The sequence below is a fragment of the Actinocorallia lasiicapitis genome, assembly GCF_054778695.1.
In genome coordinates, this window is the sequence record NZ_BAAGZI010000150.1 from 1 (window position 1) to 12,640 (window position 12,640).

Consider the following 12,640-nt stretch of genomic DNA (forward strand, 5'->3'; position numbering starts at 1 on the left):
ATCGCGGCCCACTGCGGCGCGTGGACGGCCTCGCCCGCCGCCCGCCACGCCACCGCGACGACGTTCTCGCCTTCGGGCTTGGCCACGCCGAGCGCCGCCGGGATCTGCTGGAGCCCGATGACCGCGGCGATCCCCACGGTGAACCCCTCGACGACCGGGGTCGGCACGTACTTGACGTACTGTCCGGCCCGCGCGAACGCCAGCGCCACCAGCAGGACCCCCGCGAACAGCCCGACCATCAGCACCCCGGACGGCCCGAACCGCGCGACGACGGGCACGAGGACCACGGTCATCGCGCCGGTCGGCCCGGACACCTGCAGGTTCGACCCGCCGAAGATCGCGGCCAGCGCGCCCGCGACGATCGCGGTGATCAGCCCGGCCTCCGCACCCATCCCGGACGTCACGCCGAAGCCCAGGGCGAGCGGCAGCGCGACGATCGCGACGGTCACCCCGGCGAGCAGGTCGCGGCGCGGCTGACGGCGCATCGCCACCAGATCGGCGCGGCCGGGCAGCAGTGCGCGGGCGTGGTTCAGCAGCCCCGTTCCGTTGGTGGCCATCAGCCGCGCTTCCCGGTGTCCATCAGCTCGTCCAGCAGGGTCTTCTGCCCGTTGATCAGCTCGGTGAGGATCCGGCGGGCGGCCTTCATCAGATCCGAGACGTCCGGCCCGGCCAGCTCGTACACGACGGTCGATCCCTCGCGGACGGCCGTGACGATCCCGCTGCGCCGCAGCACGGCGAGCTGCTGGGAGAGGCTGGACGCCTCGACCTCGATCCGGGCGAGCAGGTCGCGGACCGGCATCGGCCCGTCGCAGAGCAGTTCGAGCACCCGGATCCGCACCGGATGGCCGAGCATCCGGAAGAACTCGGCCTTCGCCTCATACAACGGAACCGGCATCGCACAACCCCACGGGCATCGAACGGCAGTGGCCCCGGAAGGGGCCACCCTGGAACGGTATGCCGACTTGAAGAGATCTTCAACTCGAAAAGAGGGTTCGGCCGGTAAAGGATCCGGCGGGACGGTCAGGCCTTGCGGACGACGCTCGACTTGAGCTGCATCGCGCCGAACCCGTCGACCTTGCAGTCGATGTCGTGGCCGTCGACCCCGGTCACGAGGCGGATGTTGCGGACCTTGGTGCCCGCCTTGATCCCGGCGGGGCTGCCCTTCACCTTGAGGTTCTTGATCACGGTGACGGTGTCGCCGTCGGCGAGGACATTGCCCGCCGAGTCCTTGACGACCGTGTCTTCGGCGGCCTCGGCGGTCTCGGCGGCCGCGCCCGGGGTCCACTCGTGCGCGCACTCCGGGCAGACCAGGAGGGCGCCCATCTCATAGGCGTAGGGGCTCGAACAGGCCGGGCACGGCGGCAGGGTCTCACTCATGGGGCGTCATCCTCGTTCGATCGGGCTGGTTTCGGGCGGGCACGGCTTAGCCCGGTGCGTATTTGATCATGAGCAGGGCGATGAGGTGGGTCAGGACGACCACGACGATCAGCCCGGCGAAGATGATCTTCGCGGGGCCGTGCTCGAAGTACTTGCCCTCCTTCATCGGGCCGCGACCGGCCTGCCTGGCGGCGATCCGCTCCTCGAGACTCGGCCTTCTGGCCATGTGCCCACCCCTCCGCAAGCCCGCCGGGAACGGCGGGACCGATGTCGCGGGCCACACCCGGCGACCCAACACTTGCTAATATTAGCAACTGGAAAACTAATGAAGGATGGTCCCGTGAGCGTCGAGGAACCCGGCATGACCGAGCTGGCCGCGCACCTGCGGGAGCGCGCCGCGCTCGCCCGCGCGAACCTGTCCGCCGCCCGGATCGACGGCGACGAGTACGGCGCCGACACCTACGCGGCGGAGCTGGCCGACCTGGTCCGCCGCGCCGCCGAGCACCAGATCGACCTTCCCGCCGACAGCGACCGCTGACCCCGGCCGCCGACCCCGAAGGAGAACGCCATGGGACGTGGCCGGGCCAAGGCCAAGCAGACCCGGATCGCCCGCCAGCTCAAGTACGACACGGGCGGCACCGACCTCGATCGGCTGCGCGCGGCCCTCGGCGTCGCCGATTCGGCGTTGGACCGTGCCGAGGAAAGCGCCGACGAGCACGAGGACTGGGAGTGATCCACCCGACCCTCCCCACCCCTTGCGTCTGTATGTAGCGATCCCTACATTGGCTCCATGGGAAGACGCGCACAGGAGCAGCACGGTGTCGCGCGGGAGCTGCTGCTCGACGTCGCCGAAAGGCTGATGAGCGAGAAGGGCTACGCGGCGACCCCCGTCTCGGCGATCTGCAAGGCCGCCGGGGTGGCGCCCACCTCGCTGTACTGGCATTTCGGCAGCAAGGAGGGGCTGCTCGCGACGGTCATGGAGCGCGGCGCCGACCGCTGGTTCGCCGCGCTCCCCCGCTGGAGCGAGCTGCCGGGCGATCCCGCGGCCCGTGCGGAGGCCGTGCTGGCGGCGGGCGCGGACGCGGTGGCGAGCCACCCGGTCTTCCTCCGCCTGTTCTACACGCTCGCCATCGAGGGCTCGGCCGACCCGGTGGCGGCGGAGCTCGTCCAACGGGTCCGCGCGCAGGCCAGATCGTTCTTCCGCGACGTCATCGCCGCCCTCCTGTTCGCCAACGAACCCCCCGAGCTCGCCGCGGCCGCCGCCGACGATCTCGCCGGCTTCGCCGTCGCCTTCTCCGACGGCTGCTTCTTCGCCTCCCAGCTGGAGCCCGGGCAGGCCGATCTCCACCGCATGTACGCCGACCTGGCCACCGCCCTCACCGCCCTGGCCCCCGCCGCGCGCGCCAGGGCCGCCCGCACCCCCTGACGACCGATGCCCCCTCGGGCGAACGTCCCGACGACCGGCGCTTCCCGTCGGCCGTCCGGCCGGGCGCGCCCTCTCGCGATCGCCGATCACCCGCGTCAGCGGGCCGAACCCCCAGGAGACCCGATGAAGGACGGACCGCGGAGTGTGCTGATCACCGGAGGGACGGGCGGGCTCGGCCACCGGACCGCGCGGATCCTCGCGGCTGCGGGGCTCCGGGTGGTGATCACCGGACGCGATCCGGAGGCGGTGCGGCGCAAGGCCGCGGCGATCGGCGAAGGGGTCACCGGGCTCGCGCTCGACCTCGGGTCGCTCGCGGACGTGCGCCGGTTCGCCGAAGGTCTGCCCGCGCTCCAGGCCGTGGTCTGCAACGCGGGCGTGCAGACCGTGTCCGGGGAGGCGGTCAGCGCGGACGGGTTCGAGCAGACCTTCGCCGTCAACCATCTCGCGCACTTCCTGCTCGTCCGGGAGCTGCTGCCGCGGCTGGCCGCTCCGGCGCGGATCGTCCTGGTCGCCAGCGACACCCACGACCCGGCGAAACGCACCGGAATGCCCGCTCCCGTCTACACCTCGGCCCTCGCGCTGGCCACGCCGGGCGGCGACGCCGACGCGTCGGCGAGCCTCGCGGGGCGGCGCAGATACACCACGTCCAAGCTGTGCAACGTGCTGACGGCCTACGAGCTGGCCCGCCGGATCGGCGACACAGGGATCACGGTCAACGCGTTCGATCCCGGGCTCATGCCGGGGACGGGGCTGGCCCGCGACTATCCGGCGTTCCAGGCGTTCGCGTGGCGGTATCTGCTGCCCGCCGCCACGCTGCTGCCCGGTCTGAACGTGCACACGCCCGGACGGTCGGCGCGGGCGCTGGCCCGGCTCGTCACCGATCCCGCGCTCGCCGGGACGACCGGCGCCTACTTCTCCGGGACGCGCCGGATCCGCTCGTCGGCCGACTCCTACGATCCGGCCAAGGCCGCCGACCTCTGGGAGACCAGCGAGCGGCTGATCGGGTACTGAGCCGGTCAGCGCGCCAGATGCCGGTCCAGCGCGGGCCCGGCCGAAGGGCGCACCGCCCGGACGACGGCCAGGAAGGCGTCCAGCACGGGTGAGGGGTCGTCGTCCCGGTAGGAGAGCATCAGCGGCGGCAGGTCCACCTCGGGCGCGATGTCGCGGACCCGGACGTCCGGGCGGATCACCCGCCGCACGCACGACGGCCCGATCCCCACGCCGACCCCGCAGGCGACGAGCCCGGCGATGGTGTGGACGTCGCGGGCGTGGATGATCCGGCCGGGGTCGAACGCGGGCAGGGTGGCGGCCGTCGCGGGTTCCTCGTCGGGCGGCGCGGTGATGAGGGTCAGCCCGCGCAGCCGGTCCAGTTCGATCGGTCCTGGACCCGCCAGCGGATGGGCGCGCGGGAGCAGCGCCACCAGCCGGTCGTGTCCGACGGTGACCGAGCGCATCCGTTCGACGTTGGACCCGCGCGGCGCTCCCCTGGTGAGGATCGCGTCGAGCGCGCCCTCGGCCAGGGCGGCGGCGCAGCCGGCCGACGAACGCTCCTCCAGCCGCAGCCTGACCCGGGGGCGTTCGGTGCCGAACCGGCCGAGGACGGCGGGCAGCAGGTCGATCAGCGCCGAGCCGACGAACCCGAGCCGCAGCTCGCCGGACTCGCCGCGCGCCGCCCTGCCGACGTCGCCGCCGATCGCCTCCATCTCGGCGATGACGATGCGCGCCCGCCTCAGCAGCGCCTCCCCCGCCGCGGTCGGGAAGACGCCGTGGCCGGTGCGGCGGAACAGCGGCGCCCCGACCTTCCGTTCCAGGTCGGCTATCTGTTTGGACAGCGGGGGCTGGGCGATGCCCAGGGCGGCGGCCGCCCGCCCGAAGTGCCGGTGCTCCGCCAGGGCGAGCGCGTACCGCAGATGCCGTGCCTCCATATCCGCAGGCTATGAGAAGGGACCCTGTGAGATCTCGCCGATATCGAAAACGGTTGACCCTGGTGAAGTGGTCACGTCACATTCACTCACCGAAAGTGACGACGGGGGGACGGTCCGCGGGGGCGAGGGGGCACCGCGGGCCGTCCGGGGTATGCGGCGCCGGGCCTGCCGCCGCGAACGGAAGGTCTGGATGGACCACTCTTCATGGGATCGGTACGGCGAGCTGTCGACCGACCTCACCGCGGAGGAGATCGACGAGGTGCTGGCGATGCTCGAGGACACCGGTCCGCGACGCGACCCCTACCTCCGCTCTCTGGCCCGGATCCTCACCCGGCTGGCCTGGCCGCCGCAGGACCCCACCGCCCCCGGGTAGTCCGTCACGCATAGTGACCGTCGTGCGGAAGACGGTGGCGATCCTGCGCGGGGGCCTCTTGTCCGAGAGGTCGGCTTGCCGCACGATGATCCGGTGCGGATCATCTCCCGAGCTTTGATCCTTCTTGTCGCCTATGCCATCGTCGGGGTCCTCGCGACCCTCCTGACGCGGGGGGCCGGCGACCGGCGCGGTCTCGACCTGGTGCTCGCCCTGACCTTCGCGACCCTGCTGACCGTCGTCACGACCCTGCTGGGGTGGCGGCTCCAACGCCAGCTCGACGACATCTCCCCCGAGCAGCTGAACGACTGGCGTGATTCGGTCCGGACGCTCCGATCGGCGCTGCGCAGCCGGACCAGGCGGCGCGGCCATCTGATCGTCCCGCTGCTGGTCGTCACGGTGCTGCTGCAGATCGGCGGGCTGGCGGCCTATCTCGTCACGCTCTCGGTGGTGCGGGACTCCTCCTGCCCTGGCCGGAGCGTCAAGCTGCGGGTGGCGTCGTCGCAGGGCAAGGACTTCGTGCTGCGGGAGCTGGCGGAGAAGTACGACGGCCGCCGGGTCGGCGATCTCTGCGCCCATGTCGAGATCATCAACGCGAACTCGGGGAAGGCCGCCAAGGCGCTGGCGGAGGGCTGGCGCACCGCCGAGAACGGCCCACGGCCCGACGTGTGGAGCCCGGTCTCCTCGATCTGGGTCACCCTCTACCGGCAGCAGACGGCGTCCCGCGACGAACCGGGGCCCGTCCCGGAAGGGGACCATCCCTCGATCATCAAGAGCCCGCTGGCGATCGCGATGCCCGAGCCGATGGCGCGCGCCCTCGGCTGGCCGGACAAGCGGCTCGGCTGGAAGGACGTCGCCGACCTGGCCAAGGCACCGACCGGCTGGGGCGGCCACGGCCATCCGGAGTGGGGGCCGTTCCGGCTCGGCAAGACCAACCCGCACTTCTCCACCTCGGGACTGAACGCCACCCTCGGCGCCTACTTCGCCGCCACCGGCAACACCTCCGACATGACCACGGCCGACGTGGCCAGGCCCGAGGTCCAGGAGTTCGTGAAGACCGTCGAACGGTCGGTCGTGCACTACGGCGACGTCGCCGACACGTTCATGGAGAACCTGCGCCGCGCCGACGAACGCGGCCAGGCGATGGCCTACATCTCGGCGATCGCCATCGAGGAGCGGACCCTCCTCGACTACAACCGGGGCAACACCAACGGCGACCCCGCCGCGTACGGCGAGCACCCGCCGCCGCAGACCCGGCTGGCCGCGATCTACCCGAAGGAGGGCACCTACTCCTCCGACCACCCCTATGTGCAGCTTTCCTGGATGGACGCCGACCGCAGGGCCGTGGCCGCCGACTTCCTGTCCTTCCTGCGCTCGCCCGAGTCGCAGGCCGCGTTCCAGCGCTACGGCTACCGCGACTTCGAAGGCAGGACGGGGCCGGTCGCGACGCCGGAGAACGGGATCCCGCCGGACGCGCAGATCACCGAGCTCAACCAGTTCAGCCCCGAGGTCGTCAAAGCGGTCCTGGACGGCTGGAACAGGCTCCGCAAACGCGCCAACGTCCTGCTGGTGATCGACAAGTCGGGGTCGATGGAGGCCAAGGTCGACGGCACCGGCAAGACCCGGCTGGAGCTGGCGAAGAACGCGGCCGTCGACGCCCTGGGCCAGTTCGGCCCCGACGACTCCGTCGGCCTGTGGGAGTTCTCCTCCAAGCAGGACGGCGACCGCGACCACCGGCAGCTCGTCGCGCCGGGGCCGATCTCCCGGATCGGACCCGAGCTGCGCGAACGGATCCAGGCGATCACCCCCGGCGGCCAGACGGGCCTCTACAACACCGTCGCCGCGGCGTTCGAGCAGATGCGGGCCGCGCAGTCCCCCGACGCCATCAACGCGGTCGTCTTCCTCACCGACGGCAAGAACGAGCGCAGCCCGGCCGGGCTCAGCTACGACAACCTCCTCACCACGCTGGGCAAGCCGCGCGCCGAGTCGGTCCGGGTGTTCACGGTCGGCTACGGGGCCGAGGCCGACCAGGACGTCCTGACCACGATCGCCGAGACCACCGAGGCCCGCTCCTACGACGCCCGCGACCCCCGCCAGATCGACGACATCTTCGCGGGCGTCATCTCCAACTTCTGACACCGTTTGAGAGGGTCGGGGGGGTTTCTTGGGCTTAGGAAGCCGCCGGGCCGGTCAGGTCCCTAGGGGAAACTGCTGTGACCTGACGGGGGTATGACGGTGTCGACGCCTTTTGGTTCGTTCTTCGATGACCCGTTCCGCGGATTCGACATGCTGGCGGGGCGGGTCTACGGCGGGCAGGACGGCTGGCCGCCGTCACGGCCCGGGGTGCAGCGGGTGGACGTCGGGAAGCTGCTGAGCGAACCGGCCCGTGAGCTGCTCGGCGCCGCGATCCAGGACGCCGCCGAACGCGGCGCCGCCGACCTGGACGTCATCGACCTGCTCAACGCGGGCGCCGCGGCCGACCCGGGCCGTGCCCTGATCCGCGCCGCGGGCGGCGACCCGGACGGCATCACCAAGCGCATCGCCGAGGCCACCGCGCACGGCAGCCCCGGGGCCGCGCCGACCACGCTCACACCGTCGGCGAAGAAGGCGATCCTCGACGCGCAGCGGCTGTCGCGGGCGCTCGGCGCGTCCTACATCGGCCCCGAACACCTGCTGCTCGCGATCATGGCGAATCCGGAGTCGGCGGCGGCACGGCTCCTCGCCGAGCAGGGCGTCACCGCCGACGCCTTCCAGGAGGCGATGGCCGGGGAGCGTCCGTCCCAGAACGGCGGCTCGGGTGCGGGCTCCACCACCGGCGGCGGCCAGACGCCGACCCTCGACGAGTACGGCCGCGACCTCACCGAGGAGGCCCGGCAGGGGAACGTCGACCCGGTCGTCGGCAGGGAGGAGGAGATCGAGCAGGCCGTCGAGGTGCTGTCGCGGCGCACCAAGAACAACCCGTGCCTGATCGGCGAGCCCGGCGTCGGCAAGACCGCGATCGTCGAGGGCATCGCGCAGCGGATCGTCAACGGCAGCGTCCCCTCGACCCTCAAGGACAAGCGGGTGGTCGCGCTCGACCTGACCGGCATGGTGGCGGGCGCGAAGTACCGCGGCGAGTTCGAAGAGCGGATCAAGAAGGTCATCGACGAGATCCGCGAGTACTCCGACGATCTCGTGATCTTCATCGACGAGGTGCACACCCTGGTCGGGGCGGGCTCCGCCGAGGGCGGCATGGACGCCGCGAACATCCTCAAGCCGGCGCTGGCGCGCGGCGAGCTCAACGTGATCGCCGCGACCACGATCGACGAGTACCGCAAGAACATCGAGAAGGACGCCGCCCTGGAACGCCGGTTCCAGCCCGTCCTGGTGCCCGAGCCGACGGTCGAGCAGACCGTCGAGATCCTGGCGGGCCTGCGCGACGCCTACGAGGCCCACCACCAGGTCAAGATCACCGATGACGCTCTGGACGCCGCCGCCTCCATGTCGGACCGGTACATCTCCGACCGGTTCCTGCCCGACAAGGCCATCGACCTGATGGACCAGTCCAGCGCGCGTGTCCGGCTCCGTGCGCAAGCCCCCGACCAGGGGGTCCGCGAGCTGGAGGACCGGCTGGACCTCCTGCACCGCAACAAGGACCAGGCCGTCAAGTCGGAGAACTACGACCGGGCCAAGGAGATCTCGCGGGAGATCGAGGAGCTCCGTCCCGAGCTGGAGCGGGCCAGGCACGGCGACGACACGGTGCCCGAGGTGACCGCGTCCGACATCGCCGAGGTCGTGTCGCGGCGGACCGGCATCCCGGTGCAGACCCTCACCGAGGAGGAACGCGACCGGATCATGCGGCTGGCCGAGCACCTCCACGAGCGGGTCATCGGCCAGGACAAGGCCGTCACCGCGGTGGCCGAGGCGGTGCAGCGCGGCCGGGCCGGGCTGTCGGACCCCAACCGTCCCGTCGGCAGCTTCCTGTTCCTCGGCCCGACCGGCGTCGGCAAGACCGAACTGGCCCGCGCCCTGGCCGGAACCCTGTTCGGCGGCGACGACCACATGGTCCGGATCGACATGAGCGAGTTCCAGGACAAGCACACCGTCTCGCGGCTGGTCGGCTCGCCTCCCGGATACGTCGGCTACGACGAGGCCGGGCAGCTCACCGAGGCCGTCCGCCGCCGCCCGCACAGCGTGGTCCTGTTCGACGAGATCGAGAAGGCCCACCCGGACGTCATGAACATCCTGCTCCAGGTGCTGGACGACGGCAGGCTCACCGACGGGCAGGGCCGCACCGTCGACTTCTCCAACACCGTCGTCATCATGACCAGCAACATCGGCTCCCAGATCATCCTGTCGTACACCGGCGACGACGAGAAGGAGCTGGAGGACCAGGTGATGGAGCTGGTCCAGCACACGCTCCGCCCCGAGCTGCTGAACCGGATCGACGAGGTCGTCGTCTTCGACCGGCTCGACAAGCCGCAGCTCCGCCAGATCGTCGACCTGCTGCTGTCGAAGACCCGGCAGCTCCTCAAGGGCCAGGACGTCGCGCTCAACGTCACCGACGAGGCCAAGGACACCCTGGTCGACGACGGCTACCAGCCCGAGTTCGGCGCCCGCCCGCTCCGCAGGACCCTCCAGCGGAGCCTCGACAACAAGCTGTCGATGATGCTGCTCGGCGGCGAGCTCACCGAAGGCGACACCGCGGTCGTCGCGACCGACGGCGACGGCAAGCTGGTGATCCGGGCGGAGCGCGGCCCCCTCGACACCGAGGGCAACCCGGTGCCCGAGCCCAAGTCGGGCAAGGCCGAATCCAAGAAGGCCGAGCCGAAGAAGCCGAAGGCCAAGTCGAAGTCCTGAGCAAGCCGAACGCCCCCCTGACCCCGGCGCGGGTCAGGGGGGCGTTCGGTCTTTCAGGAGGCCGGCCGGTAGCCGAGCTCGCGGAGCTCGTCGGCGTTCAGCCGGGAGATGTTCTGGTCGTGGTCGGTCGAGGCGTACTGGTGGATCGTCCAGTCCTTCCACGGTGCGGGCGGCTTCAGCTCGCCCGCGGGCTTGCCGTAGTGCGCCACCCAGAGCGGGTACTCCCCGAGGCCCTCGCCCATGTCGCGGGCGAAGTACCAGGAGCTGTAGACGAACGCCTTGACCCCGGTCTTCTCCTCGACCCGGTCCAGCCAGGCCTTCGCCCAGCGGTTGAGCTCCGCGCCGGAGCGGCCGCCGGAGACCTCCAGGTCGAGGGCGAGCAGGTCGCCCGCGCGCAGCCCTTCACGGTTCACTGCCTTGAGGAAGTAGTCGGCCTGCTCCACCGGATCGCCGTTGGGACGGGCGAAGTGGTAAGCGCCGCGGACCTTGCCGGCGTCCGCCAGCTCCGCCCAGTGCTTCGCGAAGGTCTCATCGACGATGTTCGTGCCCTCAGTCGCCTTGGCGATGCCGAACGCCCGGTCGGTCTTGTCCCATTGCACTCCCCGGTCGTAGTGGGAGACGTCATAGCCGCGCGGACGGGCCTCCGCCTTGGCCGCCGGGGACTTCGGCGTGGTCTCCGGCTTCGGCGCGGTGTCCGGGAGGTGCGAGACGGCCGCCGCCGGGGTCACCGGGCGGGACGGCGGGTCGTCGACGGCCGCCGCGGTGATGGCCAGGGCGGACACCGTTCCCGCCGCGGCGAGCACGAGGGCGGCGATGCGGTTGCTCATCGGGTTCTTCACTTGGCCTCCCGGTGCTTGCCGCGGGAGAACCCGCGGGTCAGCCAGATGGTCAGGGCCAGCACGGTGAAGACCACCGCGGCGAACGCGCCGGCCAGCTCGACGGGTGAGCCGTCCTGGCGGACCGGGACCACCGCGGCGGCGGCGAGTTCGGCGGTGCCGAGGGTCGCGGTCTGCTCGGGGGCCGTCTTCTTCCGCGCGGACGCCTCATGGCCGTCCTTGCCGGACTTGGCCTCCTTCTTCTCCTCTTTCTTCTTGGCATCCTTGGACTCCGCGGGCTTGGCTTCGTCCGCCGTGTCCTCCTTCTTGGCGTCGCCGTCGCCCGGCTTGGCTTCGGCGACGGCTTCGGAGCGCGCCTCCTGCTCGGGGGCGGCGGACTGCGACGCTTGGGGTTCGGCCGACCGCGCGGCCTCGCCCTCGGCCTGTGCCTGCGCTTCGGCGGTCTGCTGCCCGGGTTCGGCGGCGGCCTCGGCGGTCGCCCCCTCCTCCTCGGCCTTCACCTTCTCGGGGTAGCCGTAGCCGACGACCTTGCTCTGGTCGCGGACCTTGCGCTTGGCGTAGATCCCGTCGACGTTGCCCTCGATGGTCCGGATCTTCCCGCCGGCCACGGAGGTGACGATCCCGACGTGGTCGATGCCGCCGATGCCGTTGCCGCCGGACCAGTCGTAGAACACGAACGCGCCGGGCTCCGGCTTGGTCCCCCAGGCGTCCTGTTTCTTGAACCAGTTGGCGTGGGCGGGGGTGTAGGCGAACTCGCCCGTCCGCGCCGACGTCCCGGCCTGGTCCGAGGCCCAGGTGAGGAACATGTCGCACCAGGCGGCGTGGGAGAAGTCGTAGGAGTCGTCGACGTTCTCGCCGTACCAGTCGCCGAACTTCGTCCACTTGCTCTTCTCGGTGTAGCCGAGTTGCGATTCGAGTGCCTTGATCAGTTTCTGCGTACCGGCGTCCAAAGGACACCCGCCTCTCCTTCTCCGCCTACCGGGTTAGCTGACGGATTCGGGCCAAGGAGGCGGCCCTACCACTGCCTGAGCAGTGGATTCACCCCAACGAACCTGGGTCCCCGGCCCTTCTTGCGAAGGTTCGGCGGCGGCCGGATCTCGGCCAGTCCGAGCAAGGTATGCGAGGTAAAGCGCGTATCACAAATTGATAAAGGCAGGGTCGATGAAAGTCATGACCGCATCAACCGTACGGTTGAGCGCCCGCTCCGCCGATCAGTTGAGATCTCAAACATTTGAGGCTCGGGCGGTCGCTAGGATCGGCCGATGACCTTCGAACTGCGTCCGATGACCGACGGGGACGCCGCCCAGGTGCTCGCCGTCTACCAGGCAGGGCTCGACGGCGGCCAGGCCAGTTTCGAGACCGCGGCGCCGAGCTGGGCGGAGTTCAGCGCCGCCCGGCTGCCCGGCCACCGGCTCGTCGCGGCGGCGCCCGGCGGGACGATCCTCGGCTGGATCGCGGTCAGCCCCGTCTCGTCCCGTCCGGCCTATGCGGGCGTCGTCGAGCACTCGGTGTACGTCGCCGCCGAGGCGCGCGGCCTGGGCGTGGGACGCGCGCTGCTCGACGCGTTGATCGCCTCCACGGAGGCGGCCGGGCTCTGGACGATCCAGTCCGGCGTCTTCCCCGAGAACACCGCGAGCCTGGCCCTGCACCACGCCACCGGTTTCCGCACCATCGGCACCCGCGAACGGGTCGCCCGCCACCACGGCCACTGGCGCGACGTCCTCCTCCTGGAGCGCCGCAGCCCCTCCGTCGGCCGCTGACCACCCACCCGCACCATCACGCCACGGGGGCGGGGTGGTCGGCGGGTGGGTCGGCAGGCAGGGGGCGGGGTGGTCAGCGGGGGTAGCGCGGGGGGCGGAGGGTGGTG

General features: G+C 71.2%; 15 protein-coding genes and 1 riboswitch. Of the genes, 8 read left to right on the forward strand and 7 right to left on the reverse strand.

Translation table 11 applies throughout. From position 1 onward, the window contains the following. The 4 genes from ACYVE7_RS17850 to ACYVE7_RS17865 all read right to left on the reverse strand — a co-directional run. The coding region (locus ACYVE7_RS17850) for a SulP family inorganic anion transporter (RefSeq protein WP_460365854.1) at positions 1 to 557 on the reverse strand (557 nt) is incomplete at its 3' end. Beyond that, the gene (locus tag ACYVE7_RS17855) at positions 557 to 895 is read right to left on the reverse strand and encodes an ArsR/SmtB family transcription factor (RefSeq protein WP_460365855.1); all 339 of its coding nucleotides are present in this window, start codon (positions 893 to 895) and stop codon (positions 557 to 559) included. The genes ACYVE7_RS17855 and ACYVE7_RS17850, both read right to left, overlap by 1 nt. Before the next feature lie 125 nt (positions 896 to 1,020). Continuing rightward, positions 1,021 to 1,377 carry a zinc ribbon domain-containing protein YjdM gene (locus tag ACYVE7_RS17860; RefSeq protein ID WP_460365856.1) on the reverse strand — a complete coding sequence of 119 codons (357 nt, stop codon included), beginning with the start codon at positions 1,375 to 1,377 and terminating at the stop codon, positions 1,021 to 1,023. 46 nt (positions 1,378 to 1,423) lie between these two features. Further along, positions 1,424 to 1,603 carry a hypothetical protein gene (locus tag ACYVE7_RS17865; protein WP_460365857.1) on the reverse strand — a complete coding sequence of 60 codons (180 nt, stop codon included), beginning with the start codon at positions 1,601 to 1,603 and terminating at the stop codon, positions 1,424 to 1,426. Between the two features lie 114 nt (positions 1,604 to 1,717). On the opposite strand from ACYVE7_RS17865, the gene ACYVE7_RS17870 reads away from it, so the two are divergent. The 4 genes from ACYVE7_RS17870 to ACYVE7_RS17885 all read left to right on the forward strand — a co-directional run bounded on the left by ACYVE7_RS17870 (position 1,718) and on the right by ACYVE7_RS17885 (position 3,814). Further along, positions 1,718 to 1,915: a hypothetical protein gene (locus ACYVE7_RS17870; RefSeq protein ID WP_460365858.1), complete on the forward strand. Its 198-nt coding sequence runs from the start codon at positions 1,718 to 1,720 to the stop codon at positions 1,913 to 1,915. A 30-nt stretch (positions 1,916 to 1,945) separates the two neighbouring features. Then, complete coding sequence (locus ACYVE7_RS17875) at positions 1,946 to 2,110, forward strand: DUF3073 domain-containing protein (protein WP_460365859.1); 165 nt, start codon at positions 1,946 to 1,948, stop codon at positions 2,108 to 2,110. 57 nt (positions 2,111 to 2,167) lie between these two features. Continuing rightward, positions 2,168 to 2,803, forward strand: coding sequence for a TetR/AcrR family transcriptional regulator (locus ACYVE7_RS17880; RefSeq protein ID WP_460365860.1), 636 nt, complete (start codon positions 2,168 to 2,170; stop codon positions 2,801 to 2,803). Positions 2,804 to 2,926: 123 nt separating this feature from the next. After that, on the forward strand, positions 2,927 to 3,814 hold the full coding sequence (locus tag ACYVE7_RS17885) for an SDR family NAD(P)-dependent oxidoreductase (protein WP_460365861.1): 888 nt from the start codon (positions 2,927 to 2,929) through the stop codon (positions 3,812 to 3,814). A 5-nt stretch (positions 3,815 to 3,819) separates the two neighbouring features. Here the strand turns inward: ACYVE7_RS17885 and ACYVE7_RS17890 are convergent, their stop codons facing one another. Then, a complete protein-coding gene (locus ACYVE7_RS17890; protein ID WP_460365862.1) occupies positions 3,820 to 4,728 on the reverse strand; it encodes a LysR family transcriptional regulator in 909 nt (302 codons plus the stop codon). A 190-nt stretch (positions 4,729 to 4,918) separates the two neighbouring features. Here ACYVE7_RS17890 and ACYVE7_RS17895 point away from each other — a divergent pair, with 190 nt between their 5' ends. The 3 genes from ACYVE7_RS17895 to ACYVE7_RS17905 all read left to right on the forward strand — a co-directional run bounded on the left by ACYVE7_RS17895 (position 4,919) and on the right by ACYVE7_RS17905 (position 9,937). Continuing rightward, positions 4,919 to 5,101, forward strand: a complete 183-nt coding sequence (locus ACYVE7_RS17895; protein WP_460365864.1) for a hypothetical protein — start codon at positions 4,919 to 4,921, stop codon at positions 5,099 to 5,101. Between the two features lie 114 nt (positions 5,102 to 5,215). Continuing rightward, positions 5,216 to 7,234: a substrate-binding domain-containing protein gene (locus ACYVE7_RS17900; protein WP_460365865.1), complete on the forward strand. Its 2,019-nt coding sequence runs from the start codon at positions 5,216 to 5,218 to the stop codon at positions 7,232 to 7,234. Positions 7,235 to 7,384: 150 nt separating this feature from the next. Further along, a complete protein-coding gene (locus tag ACYVE7_RS17905) occupies positions 7,385 to 9,937 on the forward strand; it encodes an ATP-dependent Clp protease ATP-binding subunit (protein ID WP_460365866.1) in 2,553 nt (850 codons plus the stop codon). A gap of 53 nt (positions 9,938 to 9,990) precedes the next feature. Here the strand turns inward: ACYVE7_RS17905 and ACYVE7_RS17910 are convergent, their stop codons facing one another. Beyond that, a complete protein-coding gene (locus ACYVE7_RS17910) occupies positions 9,991 to 10,764 on the reverse strand; it encodes a glycoside hydrolase family 25 protein (protein ID WP_460365867.1) in 774 nt (257 codons plus the stop codon). 8 nt (positions 10,765 to 10,772) lie between these two features. Then, complete coding sequence (locus tag ACYVE7_RS17915) at positions 10,773 to 11,723, reverse strand: CHAP domain-containing protein (protein WP_460365868.1); 951 nt, start codon at positions 11,721 to 11,723, stop codon at positions 10,773 to 10,775. 6 nt (positions 11,724 to 11,729) lie between these two features. Then, positions 11,730 to 11,869, reverse strand: a riboswitch (cyclic di-AMP (ydaO/yuaA leader). Positions 11,870 to 12,035: 166 nt separating this feature from the next. On the opposite strand from ACYVE7_RS17915, the gene ACYVE7_RS17920 reads away from it, so the two are divergent. Next, a complete protein-coding gene (locus tag ACYVE7_RS17920) occupies positions 12,036 to 12,533 on the forward strand; it encodes a GNAT family N-acetyltransferase (RefSeq protein ID WP_460365870.1) in 498 nt (165 codons plus the stop codon). Positions 12,534 to 12,640: the final 107 nt, after the last annotated feature.

What these genes read in the sequence shown, in the direction of transcription:
- ACYVE7_RS17905 (WP_460365866.1), top strand. Translation starts at nt 7,385, where the DNA reads ATGCTGGCGGGGCGGGTCTACGGCGGGCAGGACGGCTGGCCGCCGTCA.
- ACYVE7_RS17895 (WP_460365864.1), top strand. Translation starts at nt 4,919, where the DNA reads ATGGACCACTCTTCATGGGATCGGTACGGCGAGCTGTCGACCGACCTC.
- ACYVE7_RS17855 (WP_460365855.1), bottom strand. Translation starts at nt 895, where the DNA reads ATGCCGGTTCCGTTGTATGAGGCGAAGGCCGAGTTCTTCCGGATGCTC.
- ACYVE7_RS17910 (WP_460365867.1), bottom strand. Translation starts at nt 10,764, where the DNA reads ATGAGCAACCGCATCGCCGCCCTCGTGCTCGCCGCGGCGGGAACGGTG.
- ACYVE7_RS17885 (WP_460365861.1), top strand. Translation starts at nt 2,927, where the DNA reads ATGAAGGACGGACCGCGGAGTGTGCTGATCACCGGAGGGACGGGCGGG.
- ACYVE7_RS17860 (WP_460365856.1), bottom strand. Translation starts at nt 1,377, where the DNA reads ATGAGTGAGACCCTGCCGCCGTGCCCGGCCTGTTCGAGCCCCTACGCC.
- ACYVE7_RS17920 (WP_460365870.1), top strand. Translation starts at nt 12,036, where the DNA reads ATGACCTTCGAACTGCGTCCGATGACCGACGGGGACGCCGCCCAGGTG.
- ACYVE7_RS17865 (WP_460365857.1), bottom strand. Translation starts at nt 1,603, where the DNA reads ATGGCCAGAAGGCCGAGTCTCGAGGAGCGGATCGCCGCCAGGCAGGCC.
- ACYVE7_RS17875 (WP_460365859.1), top strand. Translation starts at nt 1,946, where the DNA reads ATGGGACGTGGCCGGGCCAAGGCCAAGCAGACCCGGATCGCCCGCCAG.
- ACYVE7_RS17890 (WP_460365862.1), bottom strand. Translation starts at nt 4,728, where the DNA reads ATGGAGGCACGGCATCTGCGGTACGCGCTCGCCCTGGCGGAGCACCGG.
- ACYVE7_RS17880 (WP_460365860.1), top strand. Translation starts at nt 2,168, where the DNA reads ATGGGAAGACGCGCACAGGAGCAGCACGGTGTCGCGCGGGAGCTGCTG.